Genomic DNA, 19,686 nt, shown 5'->3' with positions numbered 1-19,686 from the left:
CATTCCAGCCATGCGAGCTCCAGCACATCCGCTTCGAACATCCACAATTGCCCCACTTATCGGGCTAGTTCGCGGTGGCGAACCGGGAACCCCACCGATACCGTTTGTGCTCTTGACTGACCTCAAGTCTCACGGGGAGTTCACTGTGAAGCGCCGCACTTTGCCCACCGCCGCCGCACTCGCCGCGACAGCGGCACTCCTGCTGACTGCCTGCGGCAGCGGGGACGACGACGCCAGCGGCAACGACAAGATCGCCGGTGCCGACCAGCAGTCCTCCAAGCCTGAGCCGTCGAAGGAGGCCTCGGGTGCGCCGGACGAGGACAAGCCGGACGGCGTGGACGTGTCGCTGCCAAAGGACGTGAACCTGGTCTTCGACTGGGACAAGCCGAAGGACAAGAACGAGGCGGCGGCGATGGAGGATGCGGCGAACTTCTTCCGGGCCATCTTCCGGGGCGTCGACAAGCGCACGAGCGAGGACGCGGCGGTCACAACGTATGCCACTGATGGTGGAAGGAAGTACGCCGATACGCAGATCGGCGCCTACGTCGAAGGGGGCTGGACCGTCACCGGCACCCGACGACACTACGACGCCACCACACGGTCCGCCTCGAATGGGTCTTCGGTAGAGGTGGCGTTCTGCGCGGACTCGACCAAGTTCTACGGCAAGGAGACCGAGACCGGGAAGGTACTCAAGACCGACCCCAGTATCAAGGACTTCGACTACTTCAAGATCATCATGATCAAGGTCCCCACGGGTGAAGAGCTGTGGCAGGCATCCAAGGTGTACGTCGAGACGGAGGCGGCCAAGTGCCAGTGAAAGAAGCACGTCGCCCGCTCCTCGCCACCGCAGCACTGACATTGGCTCTCAGTACCCTTGTCCTCACCAGGCCCTCGTACGCGGCAACGGGGGTAGGCAGCGGCCAGGGCTCCGAAACCGAGCAGTCGGGTGGCAGTGACGGCAACGGCATCTACGCCACCGCCCGAATCACCTACTCCGGCTCCGTCGCCAAGAGCGGCGGCACCGGCAACGTGAAGTCCGCCGACGTCAACTGGACGCCTCCGCCCTGCTGGTACGCCCCCTTTCTCGGTGCCAAGGAGTTCAAGGAGAGGATGTCCAAGGACATCGAGCGCCAGATGAACGCCCCGGGCATGGGCGGCCACGCCGGCGCCGCGCTCAGCGAGCTTCAGCGGCACTACGAGGACGAGTACGGCTGGACCGACACCCCCGGCTACAAGGACTACAACGTCGACAAGGACGGCGAAGGCATGTTCTGGGCCGCCGTCGAGAACCCCAACGAGCCGGACATACTCAAGCGCAGCTCCTGCAACGACCTCCCCTTCTGGGTCGACAACGGCGAGGCCCCGCCGCCCCAGTACGAGGAAGCCATCACCCCCGAGATACTCGCGGCCCTCGCCTACCAGCACATGCAACTGCCCGACACCAAGGTCACCCTCGCCCCCGAGAACGTCACCAAGGTGAACCTGCCGACCTGGGCCTGGCTCGACAAGGCCGTGTTCGACGAGGTCCAGGCGACCGCCGCCCTCGACGTCCCCGGCTTCAACATCCAGGCCACCACCACCGCCAAACCCGTCGCCCTCAAGCTGGAACCCGGCACCCCGGACGCCGAGACCTACCCCGCGTCCGGTGAGTGCCTCATCAACGACGACGGTTCCATCGGTGAGCCCTACGCCAAAGGCAAGGCCGACAAGACCCCGCCCTGCGGACTGAAGTACCTCCGCTCCTCCGGCGACGGCACCTACAAACTCCAGGCCACCATCACCTGGGAGATCGAGTGGACCGGCACCGGCGGCGCCGGCGGCGACCTCCCCGACGGCACCTTCGGCAACGACCAGGCCGTCACCGTCCAGGAAATCCAAGCCATCAACCGGTGATCACACCGCGAAGCATGAGCCCCCCGGTAACAGAGGAGGGTAGATGGCAAACGACGGCGACAAGCAAAGGTGGTCAATCCCGAGCGCGAGCGGCTGGTGAAACTGAAGGAGCAGCTCGAAGAGGAACGCCCCGATCTGGTCGACGCCCCGAAGAGGGCGGCAACGGACGTCGGGAAAGGTGGCAGGGACTCCACGAAGGCTGGGAGGCAAGAACGCCGACAAATGGCACAGCGAGGTTGCCGGTCACCGCAACCGCAGTCAGCCACTACCGGCGCCGCGGCGACCCCCTGCCGCAACACCTACGAGCCTGGGCCACCCACCAACCGATCCCACCGATCTGCGACCCTCAAGATCTTCGGCTGTAGTACGAGCTCCGTCCGCCGCCCGCTGGTCGGCGTCCACGGGTGGGCGAGGAGACGAAGACCACACGGCGCCCCCCTCCGTGCATCAACTCGACCCTGGTGGCGCCTCAATGGCGAAGGCGAATCCGCAACACAACCCGAGAATCGGCAGTTCGGCGGCATCGCCCCGCCCGCCTCCCGCTGCAGCACGATCGAGACGCAGAGCACGGTTCTCCGCCTCCCCATACACCCGCATTGACCTGATTGCGGCCGAAGTTCGCGCTGGCGAACCGGGAACCCCACCGATACCGTTTGTGCTCTTGACTGACCTCAAGTCTCACGGGGAGTTCACTGTGAAGCGCCGCACTTTGCCCACCGCCGCCGCACTCGCCGCGACAGCGGCACTCCTGCTGACTGCCTGCGGCAGCGGGGACGACGACGCCAGCGGCAACGACAAGATCGCCGGTGCCGACCAGCAGTCCTCCAAGCCTGAGCCGTCGAAGGAGGCCTCGGGTGCGCCGGACGAGGACAAGCCGGACGGCGTGGACGTGTCCCTGCCCAAGGACATGAACCTCGTCTTCGACTGGGACAAGCCGAAGAAGGCGAACGAGGCGGCGGCGATGGAGGACGCGGCGAACTTCATCCGGGCGATCTACCGAGGCGTGGACAAGCGCACCACGCAAGACGCCGCATTGGCCGCCTACTCCACCGGCAATGGGCTGCGGTACGGGAAGACGCAGATCGAGGACAGGCTTGAAGGCGACTGGACGGCAACCGGGACCCGGCGCCACTACCAAGCCACCACTCGCTCCGCGTCGAACGGGAACTCGGTGGAGGTAGCGTTCTGTGTGGACTCGACCAAGTTCTACTCCAAAGAGGTCAAGTCCGGAAAGGTCCTGAAGACCGAACCCAGCATCACGGACTTCAACCACTTCAAGATCATCATGGTCAAGCTCCCTACCGGAGACGACCTGTGGCAGGCGTCCAACGTGTACATCGAGGCGAAGGCGACCAAGTGTCAGTGAAGAGGTCGCGACGAACGGCTCTGAGCACCGGCGTGGCTGCCCTGACGCTGGCAGTGGGCGTCCTCGCCCTTGCAGAGCCGGCTTACGCTGGAGAGCAGCCAGGCGATATCAACGGCTCCGACCCCGAGCAGTCGGGCGGCAGTGACGGCAACGGCATCTACGCCACCGCCCGAATCACCTACTCCGGCTCCGTCGCCAAGAACGGCGGCACCGGCAACGTGAAGTCCGCCGACGCCAACTGGACGCCTCCGCCCTGCTGGTACGCCCCCTTCCTCGGTGCCAAGGAGTTCAAGGAGAAGATGTCCAAGGACATCGAGCGCCAGATGAACGCCCCGGGCATGGGCGGCCACGCCGGCGCCGCGCTCGGCGAGCTCCAGCGGCACTACGAGGACGAGTACGGCTGGACCGACACCCCCGGCTACAAGGACTACAACGTCGACAAGGACGGCGAAGGCATGTTCTGGGCCGCCGTCGAGAACCCCAACGAGCCGGACGTACTCAAGCGCAGCTCCTGCAACGACCTCCCCTTCTGGGTCGACAACGGCGAGGCCCCGCCGCCCCAGTACGAGGAAGCCATCACCCCCGAGATACTCGCGGCCCTCGCCTACCAGCACATGCAACTGCCCGACACCAAGGTCACCCTCGCCCCCGAGAACGTCACCAAGGTGAACCTGCCGACCTGGGCCTGGCTCGACAAGGCCGTCTTCGACGAGGTCCAGGCCACCGCGGCCCTCGACGTCCCCGGCTTCAACATCCAGGCCACCACCACCGCCAAACCCGTCGCCCTCAAGCTCGAACCCGGCACCCCGGACGCCGAGACCTACCCCGCATCCGGCGAATGCCTCATCAACGACGACGGCTCCATCGGCGAGCCCTACGCCAAAGGCAAAGCCGACAAAACTCCGCCCTGCGGCCTCAAATACCTCCGCTCCTCCGGCGACGGCACCTACAAACTCCAGGCCACCATCACCTGGGAAATCACCTGGACCGGCACCGGCGGCGCCGGCGGTGACCTCCCCGACGGCACCTTCGGCAACGACCAGGCCGTCACCGTCCAGGAAATCCAAGCCATCAACCGGTGACACAGCGAGGAGGAGCAGCGCGTGGGCGGGTCCGCCAAGCCGCGTCGGCGTAGGGCGGCCGCCCCCGCGCTGCGGTACGAACGGCAGCCCAAGAGGCCCCAGCAGGGCAGGACGCGGAGCAAGAGGGACGCCGCCTTCGGGTGTCTCGCGGCGTTCACGGCCATGAGTGCCCTCATCGGGCTCTTCCTTCTCGACCGCTTCTGGGGAGACGACACCTGGCAGTGGGCAGCCGGGTCCTGGCCGGGGGGCGCCTACGGGTTCGCAGGTTTCCTGGGCTTCCTCGGACCGAGTCTCCTCGTGGTCTTCGGGGCCTGCGCATACGGACTGGGCAAGAAGTCCTTGCGGCGGCGTCCTGTCCGCACCGCTGCCCTGACGCTCACCCTCGCCGTCTCCGTAGCCGCGCTCGTGCCGTACGTGGTTCTCGTCCTCAACGCCCTGGACAGCGGCAAGTTGGGCAAGGGCGAGGACACGGAGCCCAGTTGGGTCTCCGCCCACTACCCCTGGCTCTGGGCCCTCGGTCTGCTTTCCACCCTCCTCACCGTCACCGTGTTCCTAGCAGCCGCGACCCTCCACCACAGGCACCGCACGCGGCACACACAGCAGACCAAGCCAGCGGCCACGCCCCTCACTCATGAGGAACTTCCTCAATCACCGTGTCCTTGAACCGCCACGCCCCCCGGTTGCCCACCGCCTCCGCCTTCAGCCCCATCTCCCAGGCGATCCGGGCCGCCCGCCCTTGGGAGAGGGCCGGGAACTCCCCCGGGGAAACCTTGATGTAGCCGCGCCGGTCGGCGGGATACGTCCGCAGCGCCTCCCGCAGCTTCTCCTCCTGCTCCCGCTGCGCGCGGTCACTGGCGGCTGTCTCGTCCCTCTTCCGCGTGCCGACCGATCCTCGCCACGCCATCCACCCCACCGCCACGACCGCGGCGAGCGCGAAACCCGCGGAACCGAGTGCGTCACCCGTCGCGTCCGCCTGGCCCGGGGTCTGCGGGGGCAGTTCGGCCTCGGGGTCTTCGATGACCGTGAGCACCTCGCCGACGTCGTACGCGTCCGAGGTCATCCGCATCTCGGGGCCGGGGACGGGCGTCCCGTCCTCGTGCTCCAGCGTGTAGAAGGTGTCACGGGACTTGCGCCCCTGCGCCTCCTCCAACCGCTCGCTCACCACCGTGGCGACCACCTTCTCGCCCCGCTGCTGCAAGGTGAGGTCGTTCCGGGCCATGTCCGCGACCCCGACCGCCATCACGGACGTGGCCACGACGAAGAGCGCCGCGCCCAAGCCGGAGTCCCTCACCCCGAACACACGGACCCCCACGATGAGCAGCACCACCGTGTGCAGCACCCACAGCGGGATCTGGACCGCCAGCCCGACGTCGTCCGTCAGGACGTACATGCCGGCGATCACGGCGAGCACGTAGCAGGCGGTCCCGACCGCCAACAGCACGACGCGCCAGACCCTGCGCCCGCGAGCCTCGTCGGACATTCCTGCCACGCTGCTCATGTTCGTCACTCCGTTCCTGGACCGGCCTGCGGCTGCTCGCCCCCGGACGTGCCTGCCCCGCCCGGCTCCTCCGCCGAGACCGACTTCATGATGCCGCTGAGCAGATCGAGGTACTCGGTCCAGTGATCGATGTCCTGCGTCATGAAGACGAACAGGGCGGACCCCGGCCCAGTCTTCAGCGGCACATTGAACTGCACCTGCCGGACGGTGGCCGGCACCGGGTCGTCCAGGCCGAACAGCACGCCGGGGATCAGCAGCTCCTCGTCGCGGATGCACAGGGCCGAGATGCCGTACGGCAGCATGACCAAGCCGACCTCCGCGTCCGGGTACAGCTCGCGCCACTGGGCGGCCGTACGCGTGGCCGAGCCCTTGCGGTCCTGGCTCTGCGGTCCGGCCTCCGGGCGCTCGATCATCACGAAGAAGGTGCCCTGGGAGAGCCGGTCGTCGGGCATGCGCAGCAGACAGCTCGACACATGCTCGACGCCTCGCGCGATCATGCTCTGAAGGATGTACTCGCTCGACACCACCATGCTGAGCTTCTGCTCCGCCGTCGCCTCGGCGAACAGCCCGTCGGCCACATCCGTCATCCGAAGCACGCGCGCCTCGGGGTCCTCGTCCAGGTCGAACTCCAGGAAACCCGGCGGCAGTTCGAACCACAGATCCGGTACGTCACGGGGGGCGACGGTCGCCGCGGTCATCGTCGTCATCAGTCCGTCAGCTCCCAGGCACCCAGGCCGATGGCGCTGCCCACGGCCACCAGTCCGCCGAACTTGCCGCCGCCCGCGCCGGTGACGACGTTGGCCACGCCGGTTCCCCAGGTCGCGGCGTCGTAGCGGCCGGTGCTCGTCTCGTAGGCGTTGATCGCGGTGGGCGCCGTCCAGGCGAGCTGGGCCGCGGCCTGCACGCCTTCCGTGGTCGTCAGGGCGGCGCCGCGCGAGACGCCCAGCTTGGCGGCGGCGGCCATGATCGGCTTGTCGATGACGGCGGCCACCGGGTCCGCGGCCTTCATGGCGTTCTTCGCCACCGTCGACCCCGTCTTGATGCCGACCTTGGTCCCGGCGACCACGCCGCCCGCGCCCCGGCCCGCCTTCAGTCCCGCCATGACGCCTGCCTTAGCGGCGCCGACACCGGGGATCATGCCGAGGGCGTCACCGCCGAGGGTGAGCCAGTTGCCGATGTTGGCCCCCGTGGGCGGAAACAGTCCGCTCATGCCGTAGGACGCGGCATGCGCGAGGAACGCCACCGCGCTCAGCCCGATCGCCAGCGGCGCGAGCACCGGGCAGAAAATGGCGATCACACCGATGACCGACGCCGCCACGGTGATCCAGTCGGCGTGGCTCTTGATCCATTCGCCGATGTCGGAGAGCACCTCGCCCACCTTCCCCGGCAGGTCGGCTATCGCCTTGCCGAGGTCCGCTATGGCGTCGCCCAGCTTGTCCCACAGGCCGGGTTCGTTCGGGGCGATGTCCATCGCCTTCTGCAGCCGCTCGGCGATCTCCTTGCCGTACTGCCGGTAGGCCCTGGCCATACCGCGGCCCTGGCGGCGAAGCTCCTCCAGCTCCTCCTCCTTGGCACTCACCGACTTGCCGGCTGCCTTGACCTTGTCCTCGTGGTCGTCGTCCTTGGCGTCGCCGTCCCTGGCGCCCTCGGCCTTCTTGAGCTTCTCCGACTTCTCGCGCGCCTTGTCCAGCTGCTCGTCGACCGCCGCCGCCTCGGCCTCCAGCCGCACGGCGTCGCGCTGCTTGCGCTCCATGTACGACGCCCAGTCCTCCAGGGCGGTCGCGGCGGCGTTGAAGGAGTCCCGGGCCTCGTCCATCCGCGGGCGGAACTCGTCGTCGAACTTCTCCCGGAAGACCTCCGCCGCCTTGCCCTTCCAGTCGCCGACACCGGTCCCGTGCAGGACGTGGCAGATCTCGACGAGCGCCTTCGCCGTCCTGCGTACGGTCGCGGCCACGTCCTCCGCCACCGTCTGGTCTCCCGGGCACGGCACGAATCCCAGTGCCGGGTAGTCCGCCAGTTTCGCCTCGGCCATGACTACTTGCCGCCCCCCTTGCCCTTGTCCTTGCTACGGCTCGCCTCGGCGAGTTCGTGGTCCAGCTTCTCGAAGGACTCCTTGTTCAGCGTCGCGTAGTCAGCGGACAAGTCACTCATCGTGCCCCCGTGTGCGGATTGCAGGTGGCTCACAGCGGCGCGGCGGCCCACATCGGGCCGCCGTGCCGTCGGAAAGCCGTCAGACGACGCAGGTCACTTGCTGCGAGCCTGCTTCGCCAGCTCCTCGTCGATCTGCTCGAACTTGTCGGCGGCCATGGTCAGGTAGTCACCCATGCCGTCGAGGCCGTCCAGCGTGTCCTTGGAGCCCTTGACGAACTCGTCGAAGTTCTCGTCGAAGGCCTTGGACGAGCTCTTGGTCACATAGCCCGACTCGACCAGGTTGGCGATGTACTTGCGGAGGCCGTCGAGCTTGTCCTGGAGCCTTTCCTTCTCCTTCACGACATGCTTGGCCGCGTCCCGCATGTCCTGATATGTGATGTCAAGGTCCTTGGCCATGAAGCCGCTCCCTCTTCAAAACGCCGCAGGGCCAACCCCCGTGGCTCCCTGTTTGCGGTCCGACAGTCACCGGTCGGCGTCAACTCGCGTGTGACTGCCGGTGTGATCGTCCGCTCTTGAGGCAGCAGCTTACGGGGGAGGCCAGAGGTGTCACATCCCGGCGTTGTGAACAACACGTCGTAGAGCCGTCACAACCTCGTGTGCACTGCGTTGCCTTTGGGAAGCACCGCACCCGACCCCCTGTGTCCCTTCCCGCCCCAGCAGATATCGTCGCCTGGAACTGTGACCCGCGTTGCGGAAGCGGTCACGGGGGCAGCGGGGAGGACTACAGACGTGCGCCTGACTCTGACCGTCGTCGATCCGTTCGGCGGCGGCACCGCCGACGTCGTACTCGACGCCGATCCCGAGTCCACGATGGGCGACATCGCCCAGGAACTGGCCAAACAGGTCGGTCACAGTGGCGCTCAGGTCATCCCCATCGGGCAGCAGCACCCGCTACCCAGCGGAAACGCCCCGCTCCTGTACGTCGACGGGTACGCCGTCGACCCGTCCGCCACCATCCCCAACTCGCCCCTGCGCGAGGGCGCCGTCGTCAGCCTCCAGGACCCCTCCGGGTGCCTGCCCGGCGAGCCCACCGGGCTCGTGGAGCTGCGGATCGTCGGCGGGCCCGTCGCCGGTTACGTGCACCGGCTCGGCGTCGGCCGCTACGACATAGGCAGCGGCCCCGCCAGCCACATCCGTATCGACGACCCCGAGGTCGACGCCCGCGCCCTGACCCTCTCCGTCTCCACCGACGGCACCTGCCGCTTCAAGGTCCACGGGGACACCGAGGCCGCCTTCCTCGACGGCACCCCCATCGAGGAGATCCTCAACCCCAAAGAGGACAAGAAAGAAGAGAAGAAGAAAAAGCGGCGGAAGAAGGAAAGCCAGGAAGAGAGCAGCGACAGCGACACCCCGCCCCCCGACCCCGACATCTGGCCCCTCGGCGCCCAGATCGCCCTCGGCAACACCCTCGTCGAGCTCACCCGCTACGCGCCCCCGAACGCCGCCCTCAAGTGGTCCGAGGACGGCACCGGCCTCGACTACAACCGGCCGCCCCGGCTCCGGCCGCCCGAGCGGCAGACGCGGTTCCGGCTGCCGTCCAAGCCGCGGGAGTACGAGGCCCGGCCGCTGCCCTGGCTGATGGCGCTGACGCCGCTCGTCGGTGCCGTCGTCGCCGTGCTGATCTTCCAGCGCTGGTACTACCTGATCATGGCGGGCCTCAGCCCGATCCTGCTGTTCGCGAACTACTACAACGACAAGAAGCACGGCCGTAAGTCGCACGCGAAGCAGGTCAAGGAGTACGAGGAGCAGAAGGCCCGGATCGAGCAGGACGCGCAGGACGCCCTGGTCGCCGAGCGGAACGACCGGCGGCAGGCCATTCCGGACCCGGCGACGGTGCTCTCGCTGGGCACCGGGCCCCGTACCCGGCTCTGGGAGCGGCGCCGCACCGACCGCGACCATCTGCTGCTGCGGGTCGGCACCGGGCAGTTGCCCTCCGAGGTCGTCCTGGACGACCCCGAGCAGGACGACCACAAGCGCGAGGTCACCTGGAAGATCGAGGACGCCCCGGTCGCCCTGAACCTGCGCGGGCTCGGGGTCATCGGCATGGCCGGGCCCGGTGACTCGGCGCGGGCCATGGGGCGTTGGGCCGTGGCGCAGACCGCCGCGCTGCACAGTCCGATGGATGTGCAGTTCTACGTTCTCAGCGAGCAGTCCGCGCAGGGCAGTTGGGACTGGGTGCGGTGGCTGCCGCACGCCAGGCCGTCCGGCGGTCAGGACGTGAACGTGCTCATCGGCACCGACGCGGAGACCGTGGGCGCCCGGATCGGTGAGCTGACGCAGATCCTGGACGCCCGCAAGAAGGCCGCCGAGCAGAACCGCGGCCAGGGTTCCACCTTCAGCGACCCCGACATCGTGGTCGTCTGGGACGGCTCGCGCCGTCTGCGTTCCCTGCCGGGTGTCGTACGGCTGCTGCGCGAGGGCCCGTCCGTCTCCATGTACGCGATCTGCCTGGACGCCGAGGAGCGGTTCCTGCCGGGCGAGTGCCAGGCGTACGTCGTGGCCGAGCCGAAGGCCGAGGAGGCGCCGCGGCCCCAGCAGCAGGCACAGCGGCAGGAGCAGGCCCCCGGTGGGTTCCCCTCCTTCCAGGCCTGGCACCAGAACACCTCCCCCGAGCCGTCCCACACCCAGGAGCCCGACAAGCTGCGGCTGCGGGTGGAGGAGGCCGGTGCCGAGCGGCGCAAGGACGTGCGGCCCGACTTCGTCTCGCCGTCCTGGTGCCTGCGGCTCGCCCGGTCCGTCTCCTCCCTGCGCGACATCAGCGGGGAGACCGAGGACTCGGCGCTGCCCAGTTCCAGCCGGCTGCTGGACGTGCTGCAACTGGAGCCGCCGACCAGCGATGCCATCGTGGCGCGCTGGCGGATGGGCGGGCAGTCGACGCTGGCCGTCATCGGCGAGTCCTACGACGGTCCCTTCGGCATCGACATCCGCAAGGACGGCCCGCACGGTCTGATCGCCGGTACAACCGGTTCCGGTAAGTCGGAGCTGCTCCAGACGATCGTCGCTGCGCTCGCCGTGGCGAACACGCCGGAGAACATGACCTTCGTGCTCGTCGACTACAAGGGTGGCGCGGCGTTCAAGGACTGTGTCCATCTCCCGCACACCGTCGGCATGGTGACCGACCTCGACGCGCACCTCGTGGAGCGCGCGCTGGAGTCGCTGGGCGCCGAGCTGCACCGCCGCGAGCACATCCTGGCCGCCGCCGACGCCAAGGACATCGAGGACTACCAGGACCTGGTGCGCCGCGACCCGTCCCACCAGCCGGTGCCTCGACTCCTCATCGTCATCGACGAGTTCGCCTCGATGGTGCGCGATCTGCCGGACTTCGTGACGGGTCTGGTCAACATCGCCCAGCGAGGCCGTTCCCTCGGCATCCACCTGCTGCTCGCCACGCAGCGGCCCTCGGGTGTGGTCTCCCCGGAGATCCGCGCCAACACCAACCTGCGGATCGCGCTGCGCGTGACCGACGGCGGCGAGTCGTCGGACGTCATCGACTCCCCCGAGGCCGGGCACATCTCCAAGAGCACACCGGGCCGGGCGTACGTACGGCTCGGGCACGCCTCGCTGGTGCCGTTCCAGTCCGGCCGCGTGGGTGGCCGCCGGCCCGGCGCCGCGGACCCCGCCGTCCTCAAGCCCTGGGTCGGGCCGCTGGCCTGGGAGGACCTGGGTCGGGCCGCGCTGACCAAGCCGAAGGCCGAGTCGCGCGAGGACGAGGAGATCACCGACCTCAAGGTGCTGGTGGACACCATCCGGGACGCCAACCGGTCGCTCGGCATCCCGCCGCAGCACAGCCCGTGGCTGCCCGCGCTGGACGAGCAGTTGCTGCTCGACGAGATCCCCGAGCCCGAATTCAGCCCGGCGCCGGGCAGGTTGGCGCCCGTGGCCTACGGCATCGAGGACCTGCCCGCGCTCCAGTCCCGCCGCCCGGTGACGATCGACTTCGAGAGCTTCGGCCACCTCATGATCGGCGGCGCCCCGCGCAGCGGACGCTCGCAGGTGCTGCGTACGATCGCCGGTTCGCTGGCCCGTACGCACTCCACCGCCGATGTGCACATGTACGGCATCGACTGCGGCAACGGCGCGCTGAACGCGCTGACCCGGCTGCCGCACGTCGGCGCGGTCGTCGGCCGTAACCAGACCGAGCGGGTGGTGCGGCTGATCAACCGGCTCAAGGGCGAGATGGACCGCCGCCAGAACCTGCTCTCCGACAAGGGGTTCGCGGACATCGGCGAGCAGCGGGCCGCGGTGTCCGAGGACGAGCGGCTGCCTCACATCGTGGTCCTGCTGGACCGGTGGGAGGGCTGGGTGCCCACCCTCGGCGAGGTGGACCACGGCGCGCTGACGGACGAGCTGCAGACGATGATGCGGGAGGGCGCGAGCCTCGGCATCCACCTGGTGCTGACCGGTGACCGGACCCTGCTGGTGGGCCGGATCGCCACGCTCACCGAGGACAAGTACGGTCTGCGACTGTCGGACCGCAGCGACTTCTCCATGCTCGGCATCCCCGCGCGCAAGGTGCCGGAGGAGATCCCGCCGGGCCGTGGCTTCAAGAACGAGGCCGGTACGGAGACGCAGTTCGCGCTGCTCGCCGAGGACACCACCGGTCAGGGTCAGGCCGCTGCACTGGCCGCGATCGGGGAGGCGGCCACCGCGCGCGACGCCGAAGTCCCGCGCGCCAAGCGGCCGTTCCGGGTCGACAGCCTGCCCAGCCGGATCTCCTTCGACGAGGCGTGGGAGCTGCGCGACCCGGAGGTCTCGCGCTCCAGGCTGTACGCGCTGGCCGGTATCGGCGGCGACGAGATCGTCGGCTTCGGCCCCGACCTCGCGCAGGGTGTGCCGTCGTTCGTGATCGCGGGTCCGGCGAAGTCGGGCCGTTCGACGGTGCTGATGAACTTCGCGCAGTCCTTCCTGAAGCAGGGCGTGCGCCTGGTCGTCGCCGCGCCGCGCCAGTCGCCGGTCCGCCAACTCGACGGCGTGGAAGGCGTACTGAAGGTCTTCACCAGCGACGACATCGACGAGGACGAGTTCGAGGAGCTGATCGACGACGCCGAGCCGTCGGTCGAGAACCCGGTCGTCGTGCTCGTCGACGACGGCGAGATCCTGGAGGACTGCGACGCCGAGAGCCAGATGAAGAAGATCGTCTCGCGTGGCGCGGAGCGCGGTCTGGCCCTCGTCATCGCCGGTGACGAGGAGGACGTGTGCAGCGGCTTCTCCGGCTGGCAGGTCGACGCCAAGAAGGCCCGCCGCGGCATCCTCCTCTCGCCGCAGGAGTCCTCCAGCGGCGACCTCATCGGCGTCCGCCTCAACCGCAGCATGGTGGGCGGCCAGGCCGTCCCCGGCAAGGGCATGCTGCACCTGGGCGACGGGGAGCTGCGGACGGTTGTGGTGCCGGGCTGAGCCGGTCCGGACCGGCCGGCCCGGTCTGCTACTCCACCTTCGACAGCCGGGCCGTCGGGTTGCCCGACTCCGGGCTGTCGTTGGCGTAGTCGAGGTCGTCGCCCACCGGGGTGAGGGTGACCGTCGTGGTCGCCGGGTTGCAGCCGCCGTGGTTGGTGGGGGCGCCCGTCGAGCTGGCCACGAGCTTCTTGGCGGTCACCGACTTCAGGGTGAGGATGTCGTCGCAGACGTTGCCGATGGCGTCCGTCTGGCGCAGGGTGCCGAGTTTCCCGCCCTGCTCCGCTTCCTTGACGGTGAGGCGGAAGGTGCCGATCGGGAGTTTGCCGTTGAGGGCCGTGGCCTGGCCCTCCCAGGTGCCCAGGTAGGCCGACAGGGGGCCGCCCGCGGGGGCGTCCGTGGCGCTCGGGGCCTCCGAGTGCGACGGCTCGGCGCCCGCCGCGGAGTCGTCGGCGTCCTTGGGCAGCAGGTCGAACACGAACACCGACCCCACCGTGACGGCGGCCAGCGCCCCGGCCACCGCCAGCGCCACCGTGCAGCTCATCCGGCGCCCCCGGCCGCCGGCACCCGGCGTCGAGGCCGCCGCGACCGACACCGACAGCTTGCCCGGCGTACGGCGCCGCTCCTGCTCGGGCACGGACACGGCGGGCGGCGGAGTCACGGCGGGCGGCGGAGTCATGACCGGCGGCGGAGTCATGACCGGCGGCGGCCCGAACTGGCCCACGACCCCGGTACCGCCCGTGGCCGCGACCGACGGACTGCTGAACCCCACCACCCCCGACCCCTGGTCCGCGCCCGTCGCCTCCAGGTTCAGCACCTCCACGGCGCTGCGGCTCACCCGCTCCACCAGCGGCCCCGGCAGCCATCCCGTGGCCACCAGGGTCGCCGCGCCGTTCGGGGCGAGCCGCCGGGCCAGCTCGGCGGGGGTGGGCCGGTCGGCGGGCGTCTTGCTCAGGCAGGCCTCCACGACCTCCCGCAGCTCCCCGTCCAGCGCGCCCAGCTCGGGCTCCTCGTGCACGACCTTGTACAGCAGCGCCGCCGAGGAGTCGCCGGGGAAGGGCTGCGCCCCGGTCCCCGCGTACGCCAGGACCGCGCCCAGGGAGAAGACGTCGGCCGCGCCGGTGACGCCCTTGCCGAGGATCTGCTCGGGGGACATATAGCCGGGCGAGCCGATGGAGACGCCGGTGGAGGTCAGGGACGCTGTGCCGTCCGTCGCCCGCGCGATGCCGAAGTCGATCAGCAGCGGTCCGTCGAGGGTGAGCAGGACGTTGGAGGGCTTCACGTCCCGGTGCACCAGGCCCAGCCCGTGCACGGCCGACAGCGCCTCGGCGAGACCGGCGCCGAGGACCCGTACGGTGTGCGCGGGCAGCGCGCCCGCGTCGGTGACCGCCGTGGTCAGGGACGGGCCGGCCGCGTACGCCGTGGCCACCCACGGCACCGACGCCTCCGGGTCCGCGTCCAGCACGGGCGCCGTCCAGGCGCCGCCCACCCGGCGCGCCGCCTCCACCTCGCGGCGGAAGCGGGCCCGGAACTCCTCGTCCAGCGCGAAGTGCGGGTGCACGATCTTGACGGCGACCGTGCGGCCCCCGGCGCTGCGCCCCAGGTAGACCCGGCCCATACCGCCGGAGCCGAGCCGGCCGAGCAGCCGGTACGGCCCCACCACGGTGGGTTCGTCGACTCCGAGCGGCTGCATGGCGTTCCCCTCCCCCGTACAACTCCCAGCAGGGTACGGCCCCGCGGCCGCTACGGCTGAAGCAGATCCACCTTCACGTCCGCCGGGAACCCGGTCGTGGGCCCGACCCGGCGCGCGAACTCCGCGACCGCCTCCAGCTGCGGCGCCCCGAAGCGGAAGTCGAGGGTGGTGAAGTAGCGCTCCAGGACGGCCTCGTCGAAGGCCTCCCAGCGGGACGCCTGCTCGGCGACCTTGCCGACCTCCTCCAGGGAGAGGTTGCGGGAGGCGAGGAACGCCTCGTGCACCTTGCGGGTGATCACCGGCTCGCGCTCCAGGTAGTCCCGGCGGGCGGCCCAGACGGCGAAGACGAACGGCAGGCCCGTCCACTCCTTCCACAGCGCGCCGAGGTCGTGCACCTGGAGGCCGAACCGGGGGCCGTCGTGCAGGTTCGCCCGCAGCGCCGCGTCGCCGATCAGTACGGCCGCGTCCGCCTCCTGCATCATCAGGCTGAGGTCGGGCGGACACGTGTAGTAGTCGGGCCGTACGCCGAAGCGGTCGGCCAGCAGGAGCTGGGCCAGGCGTACGGAGGTGCGGGAGGTGGAGCCGAGGGCGACACGGGCGCCGTCCAGCCGCTCCAGCGGGACCTGCGAGACAATCACGCACGACATGACCGGGCCGTCGCAGCCGACGGCGATGTCGGGAAAGGCGACCAGGTCGTCGGCGTTCTTGAGGAACTCGACCAGGGTGATCGGCCCGATGTCGAGATCTCCCTGCACCAGCTGCTCGCTGAGCTTCTCCGGGGTGTCCTTCGTCAGCTCGAAGTCGAGGAGCGTGCCCGTTCTCGCGAGCCCCCAGTACAGGGGCAGGCAGTTCAGGAACTGGATGTGGCCGACGCGCGGCCGGGTGCGAGAATTGTCCACATCGCGAGGCTAGACCCTGAGGAGTACGCTGCAGACTCCGACCCCGGCGTCAACCCGATTTTCTCGATCTTCAAACATCCGGGGGACGTGATCTTGACCTCTATTGCTTTCGGCTGCCTGCGTGCTAGGCTCGCCGCAAGTTGCAGTTTGGTTTCCCTTGCAGTACAGAGCCTGCGGAGCATGTGACCGCGGGCTCTAGTCGTTTTCAGACGTATGCAGTGCGGCGTTAGCTTTCACACTTGCAGGTTCTGGAGCAGGGCAACCCTTTTGAGCCCAAGGAGGGCTTATGGCTACCGGAACCGTTAAGTGGTTCAACGCCGAAAAGGGCTTTGGCTTCATCGCCCAGGAGGGCGGCGGCCCCGACGTCTTCGTCCACTACTCCGCGATCAACGCGAACGGCTTCCGTTCGCTGGAGGAGAACCAGGCGGTCTCCTTCGACGTGACCCAGGGTCCGAAGGGCCCGCAGGCGGAGAACGTCACCGCGCTCTGAGACAACCGTCTCTGATCCGGACCTGAGAGCAGTACCCAAGGAGCCCCGCGCCGCAAGGCGGCGGGGCTCCTGCCTTTTCCCGCGATGAGTTCCGCCGGGCAGCAGGGTCTGTACTCGTGGGCGCCGACCCGACGGCGCCGTACGCGACGAGACCGCCCGGAGGACGTCATGACGACCACCCCGCTGCCCGGCCGTCCGCCCGTCGTCGACCTGGACACCTGGCGGGCCGCCCGGGAGGAGCTGCTGGTCCGGGAGAAGACCCACACCCGTGAGGGCGACGCGATCGCGGCGGCCCGGCGCCGGCTGCCGATGGTGGAGTTCGACGGGGCCGTGGAGGTGGTCGGGGCCGACGGGCCGGTGCCGTTCCTGGACCTCTTCCAGGGGCGCGACGAGCTCGTCGTCTACCAGCACATGTGGTACGACGGCGCCCCGCCGCAGGGCCAGTGCGAGGGCTGCACCACCACCGCCTGGCACCTGAGGGACGCCGTGTACCTCAACGCCCGGGGCGTCTCCTTCGCCTTCCTGACCACCGGCCCGTGGCCGGAGGTGGCCGCCTTCGTCGACTTCATGGGCTATACCCAGCCCTGGTACTCGGTACGGGACACTCCCCCGCCGGTCGGCGGCGCGATGGGCTACCTGTCCTCCTTCCTGCGCGACGGCGACCGCACCTTCCTCACCTACTCCACGACCGGCCGCGGCACCGAACGCGCCAACAGCGCGATCGGCCTGCTCGACATGACGCCCTACGGCCGCGGCGAGGCGTGGGAGGACAAGCCGGAGGGCTGGCCCGAGGGGGACGAGCCGTGCTGGTACTGGCGCACGGACGCGGACGGCACCGCCACCTGGGGTCCGACCAGCCGCCCCGTACCGCAGTGGTCCCGGCCCGGCGCGGCCCCGGTGGAGACGCTCGGCAGGACCGGCGACTGGCACTGACCGGCGTCAGCGGGTCGCCGCGATGTGCCGGGCCGCGATGTAGCCGAACGTCATCGCCGGGCCGATCGTGGAGCCCGCCCCCGCGTAGCTGTGCCCCATGACCGCCGCGCTGGCGTTGCCCGCCGCGTACAGCCCCGGGATCGGGGTGTCGTCGGCGCGCAGCACCCGTGCCCGCGGGTCGGTGCGCAGGCCGCCCTTGGTGCCCAGGTCGCCGGGCACGATCCGGAAGGCGTGGAACGGTGGCAGCCAGAGCGGGGCGAGGCAGGAGTTCGGGAGGACGGCGGGGTCGGTGTAGTAGTGGTCGTAGGCGCTGTCCCCGCGGTGGTGGTCGGGGTCCTTGCCGCGCAGGGCCCGGGAGTTGAAGCGGTCCACGGTCGCGCGCAGGGCGCCGGGCGGCACGCCGATCGAGCGCGCCAGGGCGTCCCAGCTCCACGCCTTGTGGACGGCGCCGGAGGAGTACCAGGAGTCCGGGAACGGCAGCACCGGGGCGGTGTCCCGGAAGAGGTAGCGGTTGCGGTAGTTCTGGTCGACGATCAGCCAGGCCGGGATCGCGGGGTCGGTCGGGTTCTGGTCGTACATGGTGTGCACGACGTCGCTGTACGGGGCCGCCTCGTTGACGAACCGGGCACCCGCGCCGTTGATCATCAGCCCGCCCGGCAGGGTGCGCTCGGCGAGACAGAAGTACGGCTCCCCCGGCAGCGGAATGGCCGGCCCCCACCAGGCGTCGTCCATCAGCGCCAGCGAACCGCCCACGCGCCGGCCCGCGCGGATGCCGTCCCCGGTGTTCTCCTTCGCGCCCACGGTCCACTCGGTGCCGATCGGCTGGCGCTGGTACTCGGCGCGCATGGCCGCGTTGTGCTCGAAGCCGCCGGAGCCGATGATCACCCCCTTGCGGGCCCGGACGAGACCGGGTGCCGAGCCGTCACGGGTGACCACGGCACCGGTCACGACCCCGCCCTCGACATGGAGGTCGGTGAGCGGGGTGTTCAGCCACACCGGGACCCCGGCCGACGCCAGCCCCGCCCGCAGCCCGGCCGCCAGCGACTGCCCCATGGTCAGCGGCTTCTGCCCCAGCGCCGCCGCCTTCACGCCCCGCGCGAGACAGGCGGCGGCCACGGCGGCACCCTTCGGGTTCACGGCGGCGAGGGTCAGCCACTTGTAGTCGGCGCTGAAGACCACCATCCCGGCCGGGACGGGCATGTACGGCGGGTTCAGCCGCGCCAGTTCGGCGCCGAGGACGTTCCCGTCGAGCTGATCGGGCTCGACCGACCGCCCGCCCGGCAGACCCCCCGGAAGCTCCGGGTAGTAGTCGCTGTACCCCTCCATAAACCGGAACCGCAGCGGGCTGTGGTCCATGACGTACGACAGCATGGCGGGCCCGTTGCCGAGGAAGGCGGCCTGCCGCTCGGCGGAGACGTCCGGCCCGACCACGGCGGCGAGGTAGGCGGCGGCCTTCGCCGGGGTGTCCGGCACCCCGGCCGCGAGGATCACGGAGTTGTTGGGTATCCAGATCCCGGCCCCCGACCGGGCCGCCGAGCCGCCGAAGGTCGGCGCCTTCTCCACGGCCACGCAGCTCAGGCCGTGCCCGGCGGCGGTGAGGGCGGCGGTCATCCCGGCGGCACCGGAGCCGACGACCACCACGTCGTAGGTGCCGAGGAGGGGTAAGTCGGCGGCGGAGGCGCGCGGTTGGCTCAGGGCGACGGCCGCGGTCGTGGCGGCGGCGGTGGTGAGGACCCGTCTGCGGGTGGGCGAGGCGTTCCTGGTCATGGCATGGCGCTCCAGCGTCCCGGCACAGGTAACTCTGACGAGGTGTCAGAAGGGGGAATGTCGCGCGACGGTCTTGTGAAGTCAAGGCCGACCTCGGCCCAGACCGTCTTGCCCACGTCCCGCTCCGCGACGCCCCAGGTCCGCGCGAGCAGCGTCACGATGACCAGCCCCCGCCCGTTCTCGCCCTCGGCCTCGGTCACGTACCGCAGTTTCCGTTCGCCCCGCGCGTCGCTCACCTCGATACGCAGCGTGTCCTCCGCCAGCAGCATCAGCCGCAGCTCGAAGGCGCGGCCGGGGACCCGGCCATGAATAACGGCATTGGCGGCCAACTCCGCCACGATGTGCTGCACGGTCACGCTGACCTGGCTGTCATGGGGAAACCCCCAGACGCCGAGCTGTTGCGTGGCCAGATGACGGGCCAGCCGGGCGCCCCGTGGGGTGGCGCTGATCCGCCGGGCCAGTTCAGCAGTGGGGGTGATGATTTCGGCGTTCACGTCACCGAGAGTGGCGGCTTCTCCCTACC

16 protein-coding genes are annotated in these 19,686 nt (G+C 69.8%); 8 read left to right on the top strand and 8 right to left on the bottom strand.

Going from position 1 to position 19,686, the window contains the following annotated elements:
• The first annotated feature begins 145 nt into the window (after window positions 1-145).
• The 5 genes from GA0115233_RS02615 (at window position 146) to GA0115233_RS02590 (ending at window position 5,004) form a co-directional block, all read left to right on the top strand.
• Complete coding sequence (locus GA0115233_RS02615) at window positions 146-817, top strand: hypothetical protein (RefSeq protein WP_093718391.1); 672 nt, start codon at window positions 146-148, stop codon at window positions 815-817.
• Window positions 808-1,893, top strand: coding sequence for a hypothetical protein (locus GA0115233_RS02610; RefSeq protein WP_093718390.1), 1,086 nt, complete (start codon window positions 808-810; stop codon window positions 1,891-1,893). Before GA0115233_RS02615 ends, GA0115233_RS02610 begins: the two co-directional genes overlap by 10 nt.
• 694 nt (window positions 1,894-2,587) lie before the next feature.
• A complete protein-coding gene (locus GA0115233_RS02600) occupies window positions 2,588-3,259 on the top strand; it encodes a hypothetical protein (protein ID WP_093718388.1) in 672 nt (223 codons plus the stop codon).
• Window positions 3,256-4,341, top strand: coding sequence for a hypothetical protein (locus GA0115233_RS02595; RefSeq protein ID WP_093718387.1), 1,086 nt, complete (start codon window positions 3,256-3,258; stop codon window positions 4,339-4,341). The genes GA0115233_RS02600 and GA0115233_RS02595 overlap by 4 nt, the downstream gene beginning before the upstream one ends.
• A 21-nt stretch (window positions 4,342-4,362) precedes the next feature.
• Window positions 4,363-5,004: a hypothetical protein gene (locus GA0115233_RS02590; protein ID WP_093718386.1), complete on the top strand. Its 642-nt coding sequence runs from the start codon at window positions 4,363-4,365 to the stop codon at window positions 5,002-5,004.
• On the opposite strand, the gene GA0115233_RS40845 is transcribed toward GA0115233_RS02590, so the two are convergent.
• The 4 genes from GA0115233_RS40845 to GA0115233_RS02570 form a co-directional block, all read right to left on the bottom strand.
• Window positions 4,967-5,839 (bottom strand): hypothetical protein, encoded by an 873-nt coding sequence (locus GA0115233_RS40845; protein ID WP_255310028.1) that lies wholly within the window; start codon window positions 5,837-5,839, stop codon window positions 4,967-4,969. The genes GA0115233_RS02590 and GA0115233_RS40845 overlap by 38 nt on opposite strands.
• A 5-nt stretch (window positions 5,840-5,844) precedes the next feature.
• Window positions 5,845-6,546 carry a hypothetical protein gene (locus GA0115233_RS02580; protein ID WP_093718385.1) on the bottom strand — a complete coding sequence of 234 codons (702 nt, stop codon included), beginning with the start codon at window positions 6,544-6,546 and terminating at the stop codon, window positions 5,845-5,847.
• Window positions 6,546-7,871 (bottom strand): putative T7SS-secreted protein, encoded by a 1,326-nt coding sequence (locus tag GA0115233_RS02575; protein WP_093718384.1) that lies wholly within the window; start codon window positions 7,869-7,871, stop codon window positions 6,546-6,548. Before GA0115233_RS02575 ends, GA0115233_RS02580 begins: the two co-directional genes overlap by 1 nt.
• A gap of 212 nt (window positions 7,872-8,083) precedes the next feature.
• Window positions 8,084-8,386, bottom strand: coding sequence for a WXG100 family type VII secretion target (locus GA0115233_RS02570; RefSeq protein WP_093718383.1), 303 nt, complete (start codon window positions 8,384-8,386; stop codon window positions 8,084-8,086).
• Between the two features lie 333 nt (window positions 8,387-8,719).
• Between GA0115233_RS02570 and GA0115233_RS02565 the strand changes: the two genes are divergently transcribed.
• Entirely contained in the window at window positions 8,720-13,384 is a 4,665-nt protein-coding gene (locus GA0115233_RS02565; RefSeq protein WP_093718382.1) for an FtsK/SpoIIIE domain-containing protein, read from the top strand.
• Between the two features lie 28 nt (window positions 13,385-13,412).
• On the opposite strand, the gene GA0115233_RS02560 is transcribed toward GA0115233_RS02565, so the two are convergent.
• Window positions 13,413-15,074, bottom strand: a complete 1,662-nt coding sequence (locus GA0115233_RS02560) for a serine/threonine-protein kinase (protein ID WP_093718381.1) — start codon at window positions 15,072-15,074, stop codon at window positions 13,413-13,415.
• Window positions 15,075-15,124: 50 nt separating this feature from the next.
• Window positions 15,125-15,973 (bottom strand): menaquinone biosynthetic enzyme MqnA/MqnD family protein, encoded by an 849-nt coding sequence (locus tag GA0115233_RS02555; RefSeq protein WP_093718380.1) that lies wholly within the window; start codon window positions 15,971-15,973, stop codon window positions 15,125-15,127.
• A 286-nt stretch (window positions 15,974-16,259) separates the two neighbouring features.
• Here GA0115233_RS02555 and GA0115233_RS02545 point away from each other — a divergent pair, with 286 nt between their 5' ends.
• On the top strand, window positions 16,260-16,463 hold the full coding sequence (locus GA0115233_RS02545; RefSeq protein WP_093718378.1) for a cold-shock protein: 204 nt from the start codon (window positions 16,260-16,262) through the stop codon (window positions 16,461-16,463).
• A 168-nt stretch (window positions 16,464-16,631) separates the two neighbouring features.
• A complete protein-coding gene (locus GA0115233_RS02540; protein ID WP_093718377.1) occupies window positions 16,632-17,396 on the top strand; it encodes a DUF899 family protein in 765 nt (254 codons plus the stop codon).
• 6 nt (window positions 17,397-17,402) lie between these two features.
• Here the strand turns inward: GA0115233_RS02540 and kstD are convergent, their stop codons facing one another.
• Both kstD and GA0115233_RS02530 read right to left on the bottom strand, forming a co-directional pair.
• Window positions 17,403-19,163: a 3-oxosteroid 1-dehydrogenase gene (kstD, locus tag GA0115233_RS02535; protein ID WP_093718376.1), complete on the bottom strand. Its 1,761-nt coding sequence runs from the start codon at window positions 19,161-19,163 to the stop codon at window positions 17,403-17,405.
• Window positions 19,160-19,657, bottom strand: coding sequence for an ATP-binding protein (locus tag GA0115233_RS02530; protein WP_093718375.1), 498 nt, complete (start codon window positions 19,655-19,657; stop codon window positions 19,160-19,162). Before GA0115233_RS02530 ends, kstD begins: the two co-directional genes overlap by 4 nt.
• Between the last annotated feature and the right edge of the window lie 29 nt (window positions 19,658-19,686).

It is taken from the genome of Streptomyces sp. DI166, assembly GCF_900091315.1.
Classification (GTDB): Bacteria; Actinomycetota; Actinomycetes; order Streptomycetales; family Streptomycetaceae; genus Streptomyces; species Streptomyces fuscus.
Note: the sequence above shows the minus strand (reverse complement) of the source record. Positions and strands in the feature narration are given on the sequence as shown.